The organism is Streptomyces sp. NBC_00344, assembly GCF_036088315.1.
In the GTDB taxonomy this organism is placed as follows: Bacteria; Actinomycetota; Actinomycetes; order Streptomycetales; family Streptomycetaceae; genus Streptomyces.
Map to the genome: position 1 here is coordinate 2,711,737 of NZ_CP107996.1, position 16,017 is coordinate 2,727,753.

The window sequence follows — 16,017 nt, forward strand, 5'->3', positions numbered from 1 at the left end:
TCAGGCCTCCGTTCCGGTGCTCTCAGCCGGAGCAGCCGCTGCGGGAGCGTCGGCCTTGGGGGCCTCGGCTGCCGGTGCGGACTGCTGCGGCTTGCGGCCGCGGCCGCCACGCTCGCCACCACGACCACCGCGGCCGCCGGCCGGACGGTCGTTGCCGCCGCCACGGGCCGGACGGTTGCCGGCACGGGCCGCAGCGTTCTCGGCGCGGACCTCGGCGATGTTCTTGACATTGCCCTTGTAGATCCAGACCTTCACGCCGATACGGCCGAAGGTCGTCTTGGCCTCGAAGAAGCCGTAGTCCACGTTCGCGCGGAGCGTGTGCAGGGGCACACGGCCCTCGCGGTAGAACTCCGAACGGGACATCTCGGCGCCGCCGAGACGGCCACCGCACTGGATCTTGATGCCCTTGGCGCCGGCCTTCATCGTCGACTGCATGCTCTTACGCATGGCGCGACGGAAGGAGACACGGGAGGACAGCTGCTCGGCGACGGCCTGGGCCACCAGCTGAGCGTCCACCTCGGGGTTCTTGACCTCGAGGATGTTGAGCTGGACCTGCTTGCCGGTCAGCTTCTCCAGCTCGCCGCGGATGCGGTCGGCCTCGGCGCCGCGGCGGCCGATGACGATGCCCGGACGAGCGGTGTGGATGTCGACGCGGACGCGGTCGCGGGTGCGCTCGATCTCAACCTTCGAGATACCGGCGCGCTCCATGCCCTTCGTCATCATGCGACGAATGGCAACGTCTTCCTTGACGTAGTCCTTGTACAGCTTGTCGGCGTACCAGCGGGACTTGAAGTCCGTGGTGATGCCGAGCCGGAACCCGTGCGGGTTAACCTTCTGGCCCATTACCGGGTTCCTTCCTTGCTGCTGACGACCACGGTGATGTGGCTGGTCCGCTTGCGGATCCGGTAGGCACGGCCCTGGGCGCGCGGACGGAACCGCTTCAGGGTCGGGCCCTCGTCGACGTACGCCTCAGAAATGACGAGGCTGCCGGCGTCGGTGTGGTCGTAGTTGTGTGCGGCGTTGGCAATGGCGCTGTCAAGCACCTTGCCGACCGGCACGCTCGCGGCCTGCGGGGCGAAACGCAGGACCGCCTGAGCCTCCGTGGCATCCATGCCACGGATAAGGTCCACCACGCGGCGGGCCTTCATGGGCGTGACGCGGATGTACCGCGCCTGGGCCCTGGCTTCCATGGTTGTCCCTTCGGTGTCGTTCATAGTCTTCGCACCCCGCCTTAGCGGCGCTTCGACTTGCGGTCGTCCTTGACGTGGCCGCGGAAGGTGCGGGTCGGCGCAAACTCGCCGAGCTTGTGGCCGACCATCGACTCGGTGACGAACACCGGGACGTGGATCTTGCCGTTGTGCACCGCGATGGTGTGTCCCAGCATGTCCGGGATGATCATCGAGCGCCGGGACCAGGTCTTGATGACGTTCTTGGTGCCTGCTTCGTTCTGTACGTCCACCTTCTTGACAAGGTGTCCGTCGACGAAAGGCCCCTTCTTGAGACTACGCGGCATCTAAACCCGCTCCTAGCGCTTCTTGTTCGACTTGCGGCGGCGGACGATGTACTTGCTCGAAGCCTTCTTCGGCGAGCGAGTACGACCCTCCTTCTGACCCCACGGGCTGACCGGGTGGCGACCACCTGAAGTCTTGCCCTCACCACCACCGTGCGGGTGGTCGACCGGGTTCATCGCGACACCGCGAACGGAGGGGCGAACGCCCTTCCAGCGCATACGGCCGGCCTTGCCCCAGTTGATGTTCGACTGCTCGGCATTGCCGACCTCGCCGATGGTGGCGCGGCAGCGGATGTCGACCAGGCGAACCTCACCGGACGGCATACGAAGGTGCGCCATGGCGCCTTCCTTCGCGAGCAGCTGTACCGAAGCACCCGCGGAACGGGCGATCTTCGCTCCGCCGCCGGGACGCATCTCGATGGCGTGCACGGTCGTACCCACCGGGATGTTGCGCAGCGGCAGGTTGTTACCGGGCTTGATGTCGGCGCCCGCGCCGTTCTCCACCCTGTCGCCCTGGCCGAGCTTGGCCGGGGCGAGGATGTAGCGCTTCTCGCCGTCTGCGTAGTGCAGCAGCGCGATGCGCGCGGTGCGGTTCGGGTCGTACTCGATGTGCGCGACCTTGGCCGGCACGCCGTCCTTGTCGTGACGACGGAAGTCGATCACACGGAAGGCACGCTTGTGTCCGCCACCCTGGTGGCGAACGGTGATCCGGCCGGTGTTGTTACGGCCGCCCTTGCTGTGCAGAGGGCGAACCAGCGACTTCTCCGGCGTGGACCGCGTGATCTCGACAAAGTCGGCGACGCTGGAGCCACGACGGCCCGGGGTCGTCGGCTTGTACTTGCGGATACCCATTTCTCAGTCCTCGTCCGATTCCGGACGACTCGGACTCCGTTAGGAGACCGGGCCGCCGAAGATGTCGATACGGTCGCCCTCGGCAAGGGTCACAATGGCGCGCTTGGTGTCAGCGCGCTTTCCGAACCCGGTGCGGGTGCGCTTGCGCTTGCCCTGGCGGTTGATCGTGTTGACTCCGGTGACCTTGACCGAGAAGACCGCTTCCACGGCCTGCTTGATCTGGGTCTTGTTGGAGCCCGGCGCGACGATGAACGTGTACTTGTTCTCGTCGAGCAGCGCGTAGCTCTTCTCGGAAACAACCGGCTTGACGAGGACGTCACGCGGGTCCGTGAAGGTCTTGCTGGTAACGGTCGCCTCAGCCATCAGACGTCGCTCCCTTCGGTCTCAGTGGTGGCCTTGGGGCCAGACACGAAGGACTCGAAGGCGGCCTTGGTGAAGACCACGTCATCGGAGACGAGCACGTCGTACGTGTTCAGCTGGCCCGGCTCCAGGAGGTGCACCTGGGGCAGGTTGCGGGCGGAGAGCCACGCGGCCTCGTCCGAACGCTCGGCGACCAGGAGCACGTGCTTGCGCTCACTGACCTTGCCCAGCAGGGACTTGGCGGCCTTCGTGGACGCTGCGCCCTCGACCACGCCGGAAACGACGTGGATGCGAGCGTTACGGGCCCGGTCGGAGAGGGCACCGCGAAGAGCGGCAGCCTTCATCTTCTTGGGGGTCCGCTGCGAGTAGTCACGCGGCTGCGGGCCGTGGACGACGCCACCGCCGGCGAACTGCGGCGCACGGGTCGAACCCTGGCGCGCGCGGCCGGTGCCCTTCTGACGGTAAGGCTTCTTACCGCCACCACGGACTTCACCGCGGGTCTTGGTCTTGTGCGTGCCCTGTCGGGCCGCGGCCAGCTGTGCGACAACGACCTGGTGGATCAGCGGAATGCTGACCTTGGCGTCGAAGATCTCCGCGGGGAGCTCGACGGTCCCGGCCTTGTCGCCTGCCGGCGAAAGGATGTCAATGGTGCTCATCGGTTCCTCAAGCCCCCTTGGCCGCGGTACGGACCAGGACGAGGCCGCCGTTCGGACCGGGGACTGCGCCCTTGATGAGCAGCAGACCCTTCTCCGCGTCAACGGCGTGGACGGTCAGGTTCTGGGTGGTGACCCGCTCGTTGCCCATGCGGCCCGCCATGCGCATGCCCTTGAAGACACGGCCAGGGGTGGCACAGCCACCGATGGAGCCGGGCTTACGGTGCACTCGGTGGGCACCGTGGGAAGCCTTGCCACCCTTGAAGTTGTGGCGCTTCATGACACCGGCGAAGCCCTTGCCCTTGCTCTTGCCCGTGACATCAACCTTGATGCCGGACTCGAACACCTGAGCAGTGATCTCCTGGCCCAGCGTGTACTCGCTGGCGTCAGGGGTGCGGAGCTCCACCAGGTGGCGGCGCGGAGTCACGTCGGCCTTGGCGAAGTGGCCCTTGAGGGGCTTGTTCACCTTGCGCGGGTCGATCTCGCCGAAGGCGATCTGGACCGACTCGTAGCCGTCGATGTCGTTCGTACGGACCTGCGTCACGACGCACGGCCCAGCCTTGACGACGGTCACCGGGACAACCCGGTTGTTCTCGTCCCAGACCTGGGTCATGCCGAGCTTCTCGCCCAGGACGCCCTTGATGTTCTTAGTCATCTCGCGCGTCACCTCAGAGCTTGATCTCGATGTCGACACCAGCCGGCAGGTCGAGACGCATGAGCGAGTCAACTGTCTTCGGCGTGGGGTCGAGGATGTCGATGAGGCGCTTGTGCGTGCGCATCTCGAAGTGCTCGCGCGAGTCCTTGTACTTGTGCGGCGACTTGATGACGCAGTACACGTTCTTCTCAGTGGGCAGCGGCACCGGGCCTGCGACCGACGCACCAGTGCGCGTCACCGTCTCGACGATCTTCTTCGCCGAAGAGTCGATGACCTCGTGGTCGTAGGCCTTGAGCCGGATGCGGATCTTCTGTCCCGCCATGGCTACTCAGTAGTCCTGTCTCTCGTAACGCTCTGGGACCCGGGGGGTACTGCGATCTCCTCCGACCCACGCGGTCGGGCGTGTCGCATTCCCTCTACGTAGATCTCCCGAAGGATTTCCCAACCAAGGGGTGCGGGCCGAGACCGCAGGCCGGGGGTGAACACCCACCGGGTGCCTGGTCGGCGCCCCGCTGACACTTCCCGGAAGATTCCCGTACGTCCGCCTCAGCGCTGCCTTACGGCAGTTGGGGCGACGAGTACTGTGGGACTTGCTTCCAGTCCTCCCGACGGGAGGCGTGCAGCATCGGCACTCAACCGAGCAACCCCGATAGTCTGCCATAGCAGCCCTGGCCCTGGCCAATCGGGCGGGAGATCCTACTCCCCGGTGTCCGCCGGTCAAACGCGGCGCACGTCCCGCGGTGTCACCGCGCCGGGCGAACGGGGCACCCCGGTCATATGCCGGACCGCCGCTACCCCGTCGCCGGACTCACCGCGCGGGGCGGGCAGCCGCCCCGCCGCGCAGCGGCAGCGCGATCCGGCGATCCGGCGGGGGCCAGGCTCGCCCGTCCGCCGGCCACCGCCCCTGAGCCTCACCGTGCGCAGCGGCACGCTCCTGCGGATCGGGGTGAGCGACGCGCGGGGCGAACATCTCCCGCCCGGCCCCGGTACGGCCTCCGCGCCGGGCGGTGACGCGGAGCACGGTCGGGGACTGCTGATCGTCGAGGCGTACGCCGACCGCTGGGGCGTCCCGCCGGGATGCCCGCCCCGAAAAGCCGTCTGGGCCGAGCTGGACCTTCTGCCGTGACACCCCTCACACCGGATCACGGCTTCCGCCAGGGCCTCGAAGAAGCGGGGCCGGGCACCTCCGAACGCCGACCCGGCCGGTGGGGCCCAGGGGGCGCCAAAAAACGTGAATACTCGTGCCTGGTGTGTGCACTGCGGGCTCAGTTGAGCGGGCCGTGCACACACCACCGAGAACTGCTCACGGATTTTTACGGCGGTGCCCGCCGGCCCCACCAAGTCCGGACGCGGCCTGCTGATCGTCGAAGCGTCCGCCGACCGCCGTGGTGTGACGCCGGCGCCCTTACCCACGCGAGGTCGTCCGGGCGGAGGTCGATCTCGCGTCGTGACCGCCTCCGCCGGATCGCGGTTATCCACGACCCGGTCGACCGCGACGCGGTACCCCGCGCCATCAAAGACCAAAGGAAAGACGTCCTCAAAGAACCAGGGAAATCACCGTTCCCCACCCCACCCCGCCGTCATCACCCGCATGGGTGATGTTGGCCAATTAGGCTGGATTCGCGGTGGGTTGGCTGGCATATGCTCGCCCCTGACAACTCCAGACATGCGACGGCCCCCGGCCGGGACTCGCAATCCCGATCGAGGGCCTGACCACCGAGGAAGTAAGAGGCTTCCCGATGGATACCCAGCAGATTAGCGCGCCCTCGCGCGCCCAGTCCCCCGTTCGCGGGGGCGCCACTTCGGCGTCCGGTGGTGTTGTGCACTCCAACGCCCGGCACCACAGCCACTACACCGTCATCGGCAACCACCTCGCCCAGCACCGCGAGCTCACGCTTCTGGCCGTCGGACTGGCCACGCACATCCAGTCGCTGCCCGCCGGAGCCAGGGTCGGCATCAAGGCCATCGCCGAGCGCTACCCGGACAGCGAGACCCGCATCGCCGCCGGACTACGCGAACTCGAAGCCCACGGATACCTGCGACGCACCCGGGAACGGCTGCCGAACGGCCGCGTCATCACCCGCACCGTCTCCTACAACCAGCCCCGCGCCGCTGCCGCCCCCACCACGGCAGGACCGCCCACATCCGGCCCGACCACAGCACCCGAGCCGTCGCCCGGCCCTCGCCGCCCGGCCCCAGGGTCCGCAGCCACGGCACCGGCGCCCGTACCGGCACCGGCCCCCTACCCCGCGCCTGTGCCTGCACAACCGTCATCCACACCGGGCACCACCCTCGCCGACGCGCTCCAGCCGCACGCGGAAGCCACCGCCTCCACCTCACCCCGCGCCGCAGCACCCGCCACGCCGAAACCGTCCGCAGAGGCCGCCGCACCACCGGCTCACACCCGCGCCGGAGCCCGCGCACCGCTCCCCCGGCCGCAGCTCCACGATGGGGAACACCACCGCGCCGCCGCCGTCCTCCTCGCCGGCCTGCGCCGTCACGAACCCCGCATGCTCCTCGCCGAGCAGGACATCCGCCGCCTCACCCCCGCTGTCGCCGCGTGGCTCGAACGCGACACCCACCCCGACGCCGTGCGCCACGCCCTCACCGCCAACCTCCCCGAATCCCTCAACCACCCCGCAGCCCTCCTCGCCCACCGTCTGACTGCCCTCCTGCCACCCCCGCTCCCCGCTGTCCGGTCCACGCGGGCAGCTGAACGTCCGGACCCCCTCCAGAACTGCGACAACTGCGACCACGCGTTCAGGGCCCCCGCACCGGGCCGCTGCCACGCCTGCCGCTCCGGCCTGGAGGCGCGGCAGGCGACGCTCACCCCGTCGGGACGCCCGGCACGCGCTCCCTCCGCACCGGACACCGCCCTCCACGGGCAGGCATCGACTGCCACAGCACGCGCCGGGGCCGCCCAGCATGACGGCCGAGCGCCCGCAGGAGAGTGCGGGCCCCCACCGCCCGCGCGTCACTCACACGGGTGAACTCGAACAACTCCACTGTTCGCCCGGCCGGTTGAGGTGGCACGTTCGGGTCGACGGCAGCAGGCGAAGTCCGCCAGGAACGTCGTTCGTCGACCCCCTACGGAGTGACCAGGATGACCGCATCCCCGCAGCCCGGTTTCACGATCATCAGCAATTACCTCGCCCAGCACCCCGGGCTGTCGATGACGGCGATCGGCCTCGCGACATACATCCAGATGCTGCCCGGTGGCGCACCGGTGGACATCGACACGCTCGATCACCGGTTCACCGAGGGGCGGGACGAGATCGCCGCCGCGATGGACGAGCTGGAGGCGGAGGGGTACATCGAGCGGGTGCCGGTGCGCCTCCCGGACGGGCGGACGGCCGTCCGCACCCACTCGTACAACAACCCGGCGGCCGCCCGCGCCGACTTCGTCCGCGAGGCAGGAACCCTCCGGACGGCGGGCGCCGTCCAGAAGGCGGGCTCCGTCCAGAAGGCAAGCCCCGACTACTCCGAGCCGGGGCAGGCGAGCCGCTGAGGGCTCTTCCCGCGGCCCTTTTCTGCCCCCGTACGCGGTGAGGGTGCCATGGGACTCACCCAGCAGCGGATCCCACGGCACCCTCCCCGGTCTCGGTCAGATGACCCCCTGCGCCAGCATCGAGTCCGCGACCCGTTCGAATCCGGCGATGTTGGCTCCGGCCACGTAGTTGCCGGGGGCGCCGTACCGCTCGGCCGTCTCGTAGCAGGTGTGGTGGATGTCCCGCATGATCCGGACCAGCTCCTCCTCGACCCGCTCGGGCGCCCAGGAGTCACGGGCGGCGTTCTGCCGCATTTCCAGCGCGCTGACCGCGACCCCGCCCGCGTTCGCGGCCTTGCCCGGTCCGAAGGCGACACCCGCTTCCTGCAACAGGTGCACGGCGTCGGGCGTGGTGGGCATGTTCGCGCCCTCGGACACGGCCTTCACACCGTTACGGATCAGAGCTGCCGCGGCATCGGTGCCGAGCTCGTTCTGGGTGGCCGACGGGAGCGCGATGTCGGCGGGCACGTCCCAGACGCTGCCGCCGGGGATGTAGCGCGCGGACTCACCTCGCCGTTCCGCGTACTCGCTGACGCGGCCTCGTTCGACCTCCTTGATCTGCTTGAGCAGCGCGACATCGATGCCCTTCTCGTCCACCACGTAGCCGCCGGAGTCGGAGCAGGTGAGCGGATTCGCGCCGAGGGCCCTGAGCTTCTCGATGGTGTAGAGGGCGACGTTGCCTGAGCCCGACACGACGGCCGTCTGCCCCTGCAGGTCCTCGCCGCGCCGCTTCAGCATCTCGGCGGCGAAGTACACGTTGCCGTAGCCGGTCGCCTCCGGGCGGATCGCGGAGCCGCCCCAGGACAGGCCCTTGCCGGTGAGGATGCCCGCTTCCCAGCGGTTGGTGATCCGCCGGTACTGGCCGAACAGGTAGCCGATCTCCCGGCCGCCGACCCCGATGTCACCGGCCGGGACGTCGGTGTGCTCGCCGATATGGCGCTGCAGCTCGGTCATGAACGACTGGCAGAAGCGCATCACCTCGGAGTCGGAGCGGCCGCGCGGGTCGAAGTCGCTGCCGCCCTTGCCGCCGCCGATGCCCAGTCCGGTCAGGGCGTTCTTGAAGATCTGCTCGAAGCCGAGGAACTTCACAATGCCCAGGTTGACGCTGGGGTGAAAGCGCAGACCGCCCTTGTAGGGACCGAGGGCGCTGTTGAACTCCACCCGGAAGCCCCTGTTGACGTGTACCTTCCCCCGGTCGTCCTGCCAGGGAACCCGGAAGATGATCTGCCTCTCGGGCTCACAGAGACGCTCGACGATCCCTGCCTGTGCGTAGTCCTCACGCGCGGTGAGTACCGGCGCGAGAGTCTCCAGCACCTCATGGACGGCCTGGTGGAACTCGGGCTGGGCAGGATTACGGTGCTCGATCTCGGCGCGCAGCGAAGCGAGCCTGTCCTTCGAGGACTTCGACGTGGTCGACGAAGTCGAGGGAGGCAGTGTCACAGCGGTGTCCCTTTCTGTCCGGCGCGTGCGACGGCCGCCCGTGAGCGGTACGGGCAGGCGGCCGGCGGCCTCAGTCTGCCCTCTGGGGTACCGCTCAAGCGAGAGGCCTGGCGCTCATCGGTCACGATGCCAGGTATCCGGGTCCTGGCGGCCCGGCATGTGTCGCAGCTCTCGCCGTGTGTCCGATGGGCGGGACAACCACCGCGCGGGCAACTCCGTCAACCAGACCGGGAGCGCATGGGACGGCCCGTGCGGGGGGATCGGACGGAGCACCATCATGCGCGCGGCACATCAACCCGGCCTGTCCAGACGGCTTCTGCTGGCAGCGTTCGGCAGCGCCGCCGCTTCCACGGCGCTCACCGCCTGTTCCGTCCCCGAGGCCCCGCGCCGCGGCACCCGGGCAGCCGATCCGCTGCCGGGCAAGGCGATATCGATAGCCCGGCACGAGCGGCTGATGCAGATACTCGCCCACCCGGACGACGACCTGTACTTCATGAACCCGGACACCCAGCGGATGCTCGACTCCGGCACCCCGCTGGTCTGCGTGTACGTGACCGCGGGCGAGGCCAACGGCATCAACGCGATAGCCGGCCGTCCGCGCCCGCGCCCCGACAAGCCCGCCTATTCGTCGGCCCGCCACCAGGGGTTGCGCCAGGCGTATGCGGCGCTGCTCGGTCTGGCTCCCTACACACCGTGGACCAAGGGCGTCACCGAACTGCGGGGCGGTCACCAGGCCGAGATCAATACGCTGGACAGGGGCGGTCGCCGGGTCGAGCTCATCTTCCTCGACCTCGCCATGCACACGGCTCGCGGGCACCTCGGCCTGCCGTCGCTCTGGGCGTACCGCGGGCTCGACCTGCGTACCGTCATCGCCGAGGGATCCCCGCTGCAGACAGCGAAGCCGTACACCTATGACGCGCTGGTGGATGTGCTCACCGGGCTGCTGAGCCAGTACCGGCCGACCGTCGTGCACACCCTGGACCCCGATCCGGACATCCAGCACAGCCCCACCGCGGTGCGCCGCAAGGACAGCGAGCAGGTCGGCTACTCGGACCACGCCGACCACACCGCCACCGCCTCCTTCAGCTGGGCCGCGCTGATCCGCTGGGTCGCCGAGGCCACCGGCGGAGGCGGCGAGGTACCGGCCTTCGTCACCACGGCGTACCGGGGCTACTACAACCGTCACTGGCCGAAGAACCTGTCGCCCCAGGTGGTCCGGGAGAAGGCCTCGCATCTGGTGCCCTACGGCGGCAGCGCCGCGTGGGAGTGCGGGAACCAGGGCGGCTGCGGCGACTACAACGTGGGCGGGCGCCGTCCCCTGACCAACAAGAAGGGCTGGGTCCGCTCCACCCACTACCGCTATCCGGGGCCGCGGCCCGTCCTGGCCACGGAGAAGGACGGCCGCCTCGTCGGCTACGGGGTCCTCGGTCTGCGCGCGGTTCGCTGGCGGGAGACGGCACCGGGCAGCGGCCAGTGGGGGCCGCCCGACGACCTCGGTGGCGGGCCCCTGGCACCCGCACTCGGCGGGACGGCCCTCGCCGACGGCACGCAACTGCTCTTCGGTCTGCGCTTCTCCTCGCTCGCCGGACACGGCGCCGCCAACACCCGCGAGGTCGTACTTCTCCAACAGCGCGCACCCGGAGGGGAGTTCGCCGCCTGGACCGGTCTCGGCAACCCGGAGACCGACCCGGACAGCGGACGACGGATCGGGGTCCCGGTCACGGTCACCGCACCCGATGGACGGGTCCACCTCTTCGTGCGCAACGCGTCCCAGGGCATCAGTTCCCGGGTGCGTGACGCGGCGGGCCGCTGGGGCGGCTGGCGCGATCTCGGCGGCGGTCAGATCCAGGACGGGCTCTCGGCCGTGGCGGACGGGGCAGGACTCGTCCATGTCTTCGCGGCCGGCCGGGACACCGTGCACCACTGGGCCCAGAGCGCGCCCGGCGGTCCGCTCTCCTGGCTTCAGGAGCCCGGCCTCCCGCTGCCCGGCGACTTCCCCACCGCGGTCGCGGCAGCCGACGGGGGTGTCGATGTCTACTACCCGAAGCCCGCCTCGTCCCGCATCGCAGCCGTGCATCTCGGCGGTACGCATCCGGGCGCCGCCCCCGCCACCCCCGTACTGCCGGGCCCGGACGGCCGAGGGCGGACCAGGCTGCTGCAGAACGGACGGGTCCTGGTCCGCCGCGAAGGGGCGGTGCCGCTCGAGGGTACGGCGCTCCACATGTCGGGCGGCCCGGCCGGCGAACCCGCCGTCGCCGGGCTCGGGCCGGGGGCGCAGCCGTGGATCTGGCGCCCGGTCCGTTCCGTGTAGCGCATCGCAGAAGGGCCCCCGGACACCGCCGCGAACGGCGGGCCGGGGGCCCTTCTGGTACTGCTCGGTGCTCTGTGCGGAGCAACCAGGTCAGACAGTCAGGTGATTACTTGACGATCTGGGTGACCTGGCCGGCGCCCACGGTCCGGCCACCCTCACGGATGGCGAACTTCAGGCCCTCTTCCATGGCGACGGGCTGGATCAGCGAGACGTTCATGAGGGTGTTGTCGCCCGGCATGACCATCTCGGTGCCCTCGGGAAGGGTCACAACGCCCGTTACGTCCGTGGTACGGAAGTAGAACTGCGGGCGGTAGTTGTTGAAGAAGGGGGTGTGACGGCCACCCTCGTCCTTCGACAGGATGTAGGCCTGGGCCACGAACTCGGTGTGCGGCGTAACCGAACCGGGCTTGATGATGACCTGGCCGCGCTCGACGTCCTCGCGCTTGATGCCACGGAGGAGCAGACCGACGTTCTCACCGGCCTGGCCCTCGTCGAGCAGCTTGCGGAACATCTCGATGCCGGTGACCGTGGTGGTGGTCTTCTCCTGCTTGATGCCCACGATGTCAACGGTCTCGTTGACCTTGAGGACACCACGCTCGATACGACCGGTGACGACGGTGCCACGACCGGTGATCGTGAAGACGTCCTCGATCGGCATCAGGAACGGCTTCTCGACGTCACGCTCGGGCTGCGGGATCGACTCGTCGACGGCGGCCATCAGGTTCAGGACCGACTGGCCCCACTCCTTGTCGCCCTCGAGCGCCTTGAGCGCCGAGACCTTGACGACCGGAACGTCGTCGCCCGGGAACTCGTACTCGGAGAGGAGCTCACGGACCTCGAGCTCGACGAGCTCAAGGATCTCCTCGTCGTCCACCATGTCGGCCTTGTTCAGCGCGACAACGATGTACGGAACGCCGACCTGGCGGGCCAGGAGCACGTGCTCCTTGGTCTGCGGCATCGGGCCGTCGGTGGCGGCGACCACGAGGATGGCGCCGTCCATCTGCGCGGCACCCGTGATCATGTTCTTGATGTAGTCGGCGTGACCCGGGCAGTCGACGTGCGCGTAGTGACGCGACTCCGTCTGGTACTCGACGTGCGCGATCGAGATCGTGATACCGCGCTGGCGCTCCTCAGGAGCCTTGTCGATCTGGTCGAAGGCCGAGGCCTCGTTCAGGTCCGGGTACGCGTCATGAAGCACCTTGGTAATGGCGGCCGTAAGGGTCGTCTTACCGTGGTCAATGTGACCGATGGTGCCGATGTTGACGTGCGGCTTAGTCCGCTCGAACTTTGCCTTCGCCACTGGGTCCTCCTGCGGAGTGGTTCTGTACGCCTTGCTTCATCGGCGCCAGGTGATCTTTGCTGGGATGCCGGGGCCCGGGGCATTCAGCACATTGCGCGCTGAATGCCCCAGTGGCTCCGGTGATAAGCCTAAAGCGTGAGCTCGGAAGAGTTACTCGCCCTTGGCCTTCGCGATGATCTCCTCGGCGACGTTCCGCGGAACCTCGGCGTAGGAGTCGAACTGCATCGAGTAGCTTGCGCGACCCGAGGTCTTGCTGCGGAGGTCTCCGACGTAGCCGAACATCTCCGAAAGAGGCACGAGGCCCTTCACGACGCGAGCGCCGCTGCGCTCCTCCATGGCCTGAATCTGGCCACGGCGGGAGTTGAGGTCGCCGATCACATCGCCCATGTAGTCCTCGGGCGTGGTGACCTCGACGGCCATCATCGGCTCGAGGAGCACGGGGGACGCCTTGCGGGCACCCTCCTTGAACGCCTGCGAACCGGCGATCTTGAAGGCGAGCTCCGAGGAGTCCACCTCGTGGTAGCCACCGTCGAGAAGGGTGATGCGGACACCCACCATCTCGTAACCGGCCAGGATGCCGAACTTCATGGCTTCCTGGGCGCCCGCGTCCACCGAGGGGATGTACTCACGGGGGATGCGGCCACCGGTGACCTTGTTCACGAACTCGTACGACGCGTCGCCGCCCTCGATGGGCTCCATCGAGATCTGCACCTTCGCGAACTGGCCAGTACCACCAGTCTGCTTCTTGTGCGTGTAGTCGATGCGGTCGACGGTCTTGCGGATCGTCTCGCGGTAGGCGACCTGCGGCTTGCCGACATTCGCCTCGACGCGGAACTCGCGACGCATGCGGTCGACCAGCACCTCGAGGTGAAGCTCGCCCATACCACCGATGATGGTCTGGCCGGTCTCCTCGTCGGAGTGCACCTGGAAGGAGGGGTCCTCCTCCGAGAGCCGCTGGATGGCTACACCCAGCTTCTCCTGGTCACCCTTGGACTTCGGCTCGATGGCGACCTGGATGACCGGCGCCGGGAAGTCCATGGACTCCAGGATCACCGGCTGCTTGTCGTCGCACAGCGTCTCACCGGTGGTGGTCTGCTTGAGACCCATCACGGCGATGATGTCGCCTGCGCCCACCGACGCGATCTCCTCACGCTTGTTCGCGTGCATGCGGTAGATCTTGCCGATGCGCTCCTTCTTGCCCTTGACCGAGTTCAGCACCGCGGTGCCGGCCTCGAGGCGGCCCGAATAAATCCGGACGAAGGTGAGCTTGCCGAGGTGCGGGTCGCTCGCGATCTTGAACGCAAGACCGGAGAACGGCTCGTCGTCGGACGGCTGGCGCTTGACGACGACCTCGGGGTCCTTGACGTCGTGGCCTTCGATGGCCTCGACGTCCAGGGGGGAGGGCAGGTAGCGGACGACCGCGTCGAGCAGGGGCTGAACACCCTTGTTCTTGAAGGCCGTGCCGCAGAAGACGGGGGTGACGGTGACGGAGTCCGCAGAGCCCTTGGAAGCAAGGGTGATCCGGCGGATCGCCGCGTGCAGCTGCTCCTCGGTGGGCTCCTGGCCCTCGAGGTACAGCTCCATCATCTCGTCGTCGTTCTCCGAAACGGCTTCGAGCAGCTTGCCGCGCCACTCGTCGGCCGCCTCGGTGTGCGTGTCCGGGATGTCGACGACGTCGTACATCTCGCCCTTGGTCGCCTCGGCGGACCAGACAAAGGCCTTCATCGACACGAGGTCGACAACACCCTTGAAGTCGCCTTCGGCGCCGATCGGGAGCTGCATGACCAGCGGCACCGCACCGAGGCGGTCGACGATCATGTCGACGCAGCGGTGGAACTCGGCGCCGGTACGGTCCAGCTTGTTGACGAAGCAGATACGCGGCACGCCGTAGCGGTCCGCCTGACGCCAGACGGTCTCGGACTGCGGCTCAACGCCCGCGACACCGTCGAACACGGTGACAGCGCCGTCGAGGACGCGGAGCGAACGCTCCACCTCGACGGTGAAGTCGACGTGACCCGGGGTGTCGATGATGTTGATCGTGTGATCGACATCGTTGAGCGGCCAGTGGCAGGTCGTCGCGGCAGACGTGATCGTGATGCCGCGCTCCTGCTCCTGCTCCATCCAGTCCATCGTGGCAGCGCCGTCGTGGACTTCACCGATCTTGTAGCTCACACCGGTGTAGAAGAGGATCCGCTCAGTGGTGGTCGTCTTGCCCGCGTCGATGTGGGCCATGATCCCAATGTTGCGGACCTTGGCCAGGTCAAGCGAAGTGGTGGCCATAAGGCTCAATCTTCTCTCGGTCTCGAGGTGGGTAGCGACTACCAGCGGTAGTGCGCGAAGGCCTTGTTGGACTCGGCCATCTTGTGGGTGTCCTCACGCTTCTTGACGGCTGCGCCAAGACCGTTGGACGCGTCGAGCAGCTCGTTCATGAGGCGCTCGGTCATGGTCTTCTCGCGACGGGCGCGGGAGTAACCGACGACCCAGCGCAGCGCGAGGGTGGCGGCGCGACCGGGCTTGACCTCGATCGGCACCTGGTAGGTGGCGCCACCGACACGGCGGGACTTGACCTCGAGAGACGGCTTGACGTTCTCGAGAGCGCGCTTCAGCGTGATGACCGGGTCAGCGCCGGTCTTCTCGCGGAGGCCTTCCATGGCGCCGTACACGATCCGCTCGGCAGTGGAACGCTTGCCGTTGAGCAGGATCTTGTTGATCAGCGAGGTGACAAGAGGAGAACCGTAGACCGGGTCGATGATGACCGGGCGCTTCGGGGCAGGGCCCTTACGAGGCATTCTTACTTCTCCTTCTTGGCGCCGTAGCGGCTGCGGGCCTGCTTGCGGTTCTTGACACCCTGGGTGTCGAGGGAACCGCGGATGATCTTGTAGCGAACACCAGGCAGGTCCTTCACACGGCCACCACGCACGAGCACGATGGAGTGCTCCTGCAGGTTGTGTCCCTCACCCGGGATGTAGGCCGTGACCTCGATCCCCGAGGTCAGGCGAACACGCGCGACCTTACGGAGGGCCGAGTTGGGCTTCTTCGGGGTGGTCGTGAAGACACGGGTGCAGACGCCACGGCGCTGGGGCGAACCCTCGAGCGCAGGGGTCTTGTTCTTCTCGACCTTGTCCTGCCGGCCCTTCCGGACCAGCTGCTGGATCGTAGGCACTACTTCTCCGGTTTCTGTGTGCCGTGTAGTGAAACTAACCTGGAACATCTCCGACCCACGCGGTCGGGTGTGTCGAATACTGCAGACCCCCGCCGACAGAGCGGAGAGGACACAGATTGCGGTGGCTGCTTACGGCTCGTCATGCGGCTGAAGACACGCACAGGAGCCAGGGCACACCCCAGGCACAAGGTCAGAGCGTACCTATCGCATCGGCTCCGGTCAAAAC

The 16,017-nt window shown here is 67.9% G+C and carries 17 protein-coding genes; 4 read left to right on the forward strand and 13 right to left on the reverse strand.

Annotated elements, in window-relative coordinates; genetic code table 11:
- From rpsC to rpsJ, 8 genes are read right to left on the reverse strand one after another with little or no spacing between them, the layout of a single operon-like run.
- Entirely contained in the window at positions 1–843 is an 843-nt protein-coding gene (gene rpsC, locus OHS16_RS12225; RefSeq protein WP_328537216.1) for a 30S ribosomal protein S3, read from the reverse strand.
- On the reverse strand, positions 843–1,190 hold the full coding sequence (gene rplV / locus OHS16_RS12230; RefSeq protein ID WP_006604878.1) for a 50S ribosomal protein L22: 348 nt from the start codon (positions 1,188–1,190) through the stop codon (positions 843–845). Before rplV ends, rpsC begins: the two co-directional genes overlap by 1 nt.
- 41 nt (positions 1,191–1,231) lie before the next feature.
- The gene (gene rpsS / locus OHS16_RS12235) at positions 1,232–1,513 is read right to left on the reverse strand and encodes a 30S ribosomal protein S19 (protein ID WP_164264446.1); all 282 of its coding nucleotides are present in this window, start codon (positions 1,511–1,513) and stop codon (positions 1,232–1,234) included.
- Between the two features lie 12 nt (positions 1,514–1,525).
- A complete protein-coding gene (gene rplB, locus OHS16_RS12240; RefSeq protein WP_328537217.1) occupies positions 1,526–2,362 on the reverse strand; it encodes a 50S ribosomal protein L2 in 837 nt (278 codons plus the stop codon).
- 39 nt (positions 2,363–2,401) lie between these two features.
- Entirely contained in the window at positions 2,402–2,725 is a 324-nt protein-coding gene (gene rplW, locus OHS16_RS12245; RefSeq protein WP_327295858.1) for a 50S ribosomal protein L23, read from the reverse strand.
- The gene (rplD, locus tag OHS16_RS12250; RefSeq protein WP_328537218.1) at positions 2,725–3,378 is read right to left on the reverse strand and encodes a 50S ribosomal protein L4; all 654 of its coding nucleotides are present in this window, start codon (positions 3,376–3,378) and stop codon (positions 2,725–2,727) included. The genes rplW and rplD overlap by 1 nt, the downstream gene beginning before the upstream one ends.
- Positions 3,379–3,385: 7 nt before the next feature.
- The gene (gene rplC / locus OHS16_RS12255) at positions 3,386–4,030 is read right to left on the reverse strand and encodes a 50S ribosomal protein L3 (RefSeq protein ID WP_250299280.1); all 645 of its coding nucleotides are present in this window, start codon (positions 4,028–4,030) and stop codon (positions 3,386–3,388) included.
- Between the two features lie 13 nt (positions 4,031–4,043).
- Positions 4,044–4,352 (reverse strand): 30S ribosomal protein S10, encoded by a 309-nt coding sequence (rpsJ, locus tag OHS16_RS12260; protein ID WP_003948644.1) that lies wholly within the window; start codon positions 4,350–4,352, stop codon positions 4,044–4,046.
- A 594-nt stretch (positions 4,353–4,946) separates the two neighbouring features.
- Between rpsJ and OHS16_RS12265 the strand changes: the two genes are divergently transcribed.
- The 3 genes from OHS16_RS12265 to OHS16_RS12275 all read left to right on the forward strand — a co-directional run bounded on the left by OHS16_RS12265 (position 4,947) and on the right by OHS16_RS12275 (position 7,538).
- On the forward strand, positions 4,947–5,156 hold the full coding sequence (locus tag OHS16_RS12265) for an ATP-binding protein (RefSeq protein WP_443042602.1): 210 nt from the start codon (positions 4,947–4,949) through the stop codon (positions 5,154–5,156).
- 613 nt (positions 5,157–5,769) lie between these two features.
- The gene (locus OHS16_RS12270) at positions 5,770–7,020 is read left to right on the forward strand and encodes a hypothetical protein (RefSeq protein WP_328537219.1); all 1,251 of its coding nucleotides are present in this window, start codon (positions 5,770–5,772) and stop codon (positions 7,018–7,020) included.
- 113 nt (positions 7,021–7,133) lie between these two features.
- The gene (locus OHS16_RS12275; protein WP_328537220.1) at positions 7,134–7,538 is read left to right on the forward strand and encodes a hypothetical protein; all 405 of its coding nucleotides are present in this window, start codon (positions 7,134–7,136) and stop codon (positions 7,536–7,538) included.
- Between the two features lie 96 nt (positions 7,539–7,634).
- On the opposite strand, the gene gdhA is transcribed toward OHS16_RS12275, so the two are convergent.
- Positions 7,635–9,011, reverse strand: coding sequence for an NADP-specific glutamate dehydrogenase (gene gdhA / locus OHS16_RS12280; protein WP_328540816.1), 1,377 nt, complete (start codon positions 9,009–9,011; stop codon positions 7,635–7,637).
- Positions 9,012–9,294: 283 nt separating this feature from the next.
- On the opposite strand from gdhA, the gene OHS16_RS12285 reads away from it, so the two are divergent.
- A complete protein-coding gene (locus OHS16_RS12285; RefSeq protein WP_328537221.1) occupies positions 9,295–11,328 on the forward strand; it encodes a PIG-L family deacetylase in 2,034 nt (677 codons plus the stop codon).
- Positions 11,329–11,434: 106 nt separating this feature from the next.
- Here the strand turns inward: OHS16_RS12285 and tuf are convergent, their stop codons facing one another.
- The 4 genes from tuf to rpsL form a co-directional block, all read right to left on the reverse strand.
- A complete protein-coding gene (tuf, locus tag OHS16_RS12290; RefSeq protein WP_328537222.1) occupies positions 11,435–12,628 on the reverse strand; it encodes an elongation factor Tu in 1,194 nt (397 codons plus the stop codon).
- A gap of 150 nt (positions 12,629–12,778) precedes the next feature.
- Positions 12,779–14,908: an elongation factor G gene (gene fusA / locus OHS16_RS12295; protein WP_328537223.1), complete on the reverse strand. Its 2,130-nt coding sequence runs from the start codon at positions 14,906–14,908 to the stop codon at positions 12,779–12,781.
- 38 nt (positions 14,909–14,946) lie between these two features.
- The gene (rpsG, locus tag OHS16_RS12300) at positions 14,947–15,417 is read right to left on the reverse strand and encodes a 30S ribosomal protein S7 (RefSeq protein ID WP_014047773.1); all 471 of its coding nucleotides are present in this window, start codon (positions 15,415–15,417) and stop codon (positions 14,947–14,949) included.
- A 2-nt stretch (positions 15,418–15,419) separates the two neighbouring features.
- Complete coding sequence (gene rpsL, locus OHS16_RS12305) at positions 15,420–15,791, reverse strand: 30S ribosomal protein S12 (protein WP_003948652.1); 372 nt, start codon at positions 15,789–15,791, stop codon at positions 15,420–15,422.
- Positions 15,792–16,017 lie beyond the last annotated feature (226 nt).

Bases quoted from the DNA above. Each gene is read 5' to 3' on its own strand.
- rpsC (WP_328537216.1), bottom strand. From the start codon at position 843: ATGGGCCAGAAGGTTAACCCGCACGGGTTCCGGCTCGGCATCACCACG.
- rplV (WP_006604878.1), bottom strand. From the start codon at position 1,190: ATGGAAGCCAGGGCCCAGGCGCGGTACATCCGCGTCACGCCCATGAAG.
- rpsS (WP_164264446.1), bottom strand. From the start codon at position 1,513: ATGCCGCGTAGTCTCAAGAAGGGGCCTTTCGTCGACGGACACCTTGTC.
- rplB (WP_328537217.1), bottom strand. From the start codon at position 2,362: ATGGGTATCCGCAAGTACAAGCCGACGACCCCGGGCCGTCGTGGCTCC.
- rplW (WP_327295858.1), bottom strand. From the start codon at position 2,725: ATGGCTGAGGCGACCGTTACCAGCAAGACCTTCACGGACCCGCGTGAC.
- rplD (WP_328537218.1), bottom strand. From the start codon at position 3,378: ATGAGCACCATTGACATCCTTTCGCCGGCAGGCGACAAGGCCGGGACC.
- rplC (WP_250299280.1), bottom strand. From the start codon at position 4,030: ATGACTAAGAACATCAAGGGCGTCCTGGGCGAGAAGCTCGGCATGACC.
- rpsJ (WP_003948644.1), bottom strand. From the start codon at position 4,352: ATGGCGGGACAGAAGATCCGCATCCGGCTCAAGGCCTACGACCACGAG.
- OHS16_RS12270 (WP_328537219.1), top strand. From the start codon at position 5,770: ATGGATACCCAGCAGATTAGCGCGCCCTCGCGCGCCCAGTCCCCCGTT.
- OHS16_RS12275 (WP_328537220.1), top strand. From the start codon at position 7,134: ATGACCGCATCCCCGCAGCCCGGTTTCACGATCATCAGCAATTACCTC.
- OHS16_RS12285 (WP_328537221.1), top strand. From the start codon at position 9,295: ATGCGCGCGGCACATCAACCCGGCCTGTCCAGACGGCTTCTGCTGGCA.
- fusA (WP_328537223.1), bottom strand. From the start codon at position 14,908: ATGGCCACCACTTCGCTTGACCTGGCCAAGGTCCGCAACATTGGGATC.
- rpsG (WP_014047773.1), bottom strand. From the start codon at position 15,417: ATGCCTCGTAAGGGCCCTGCCCCGAAGCGCCCGGTCATCATCGACCCG.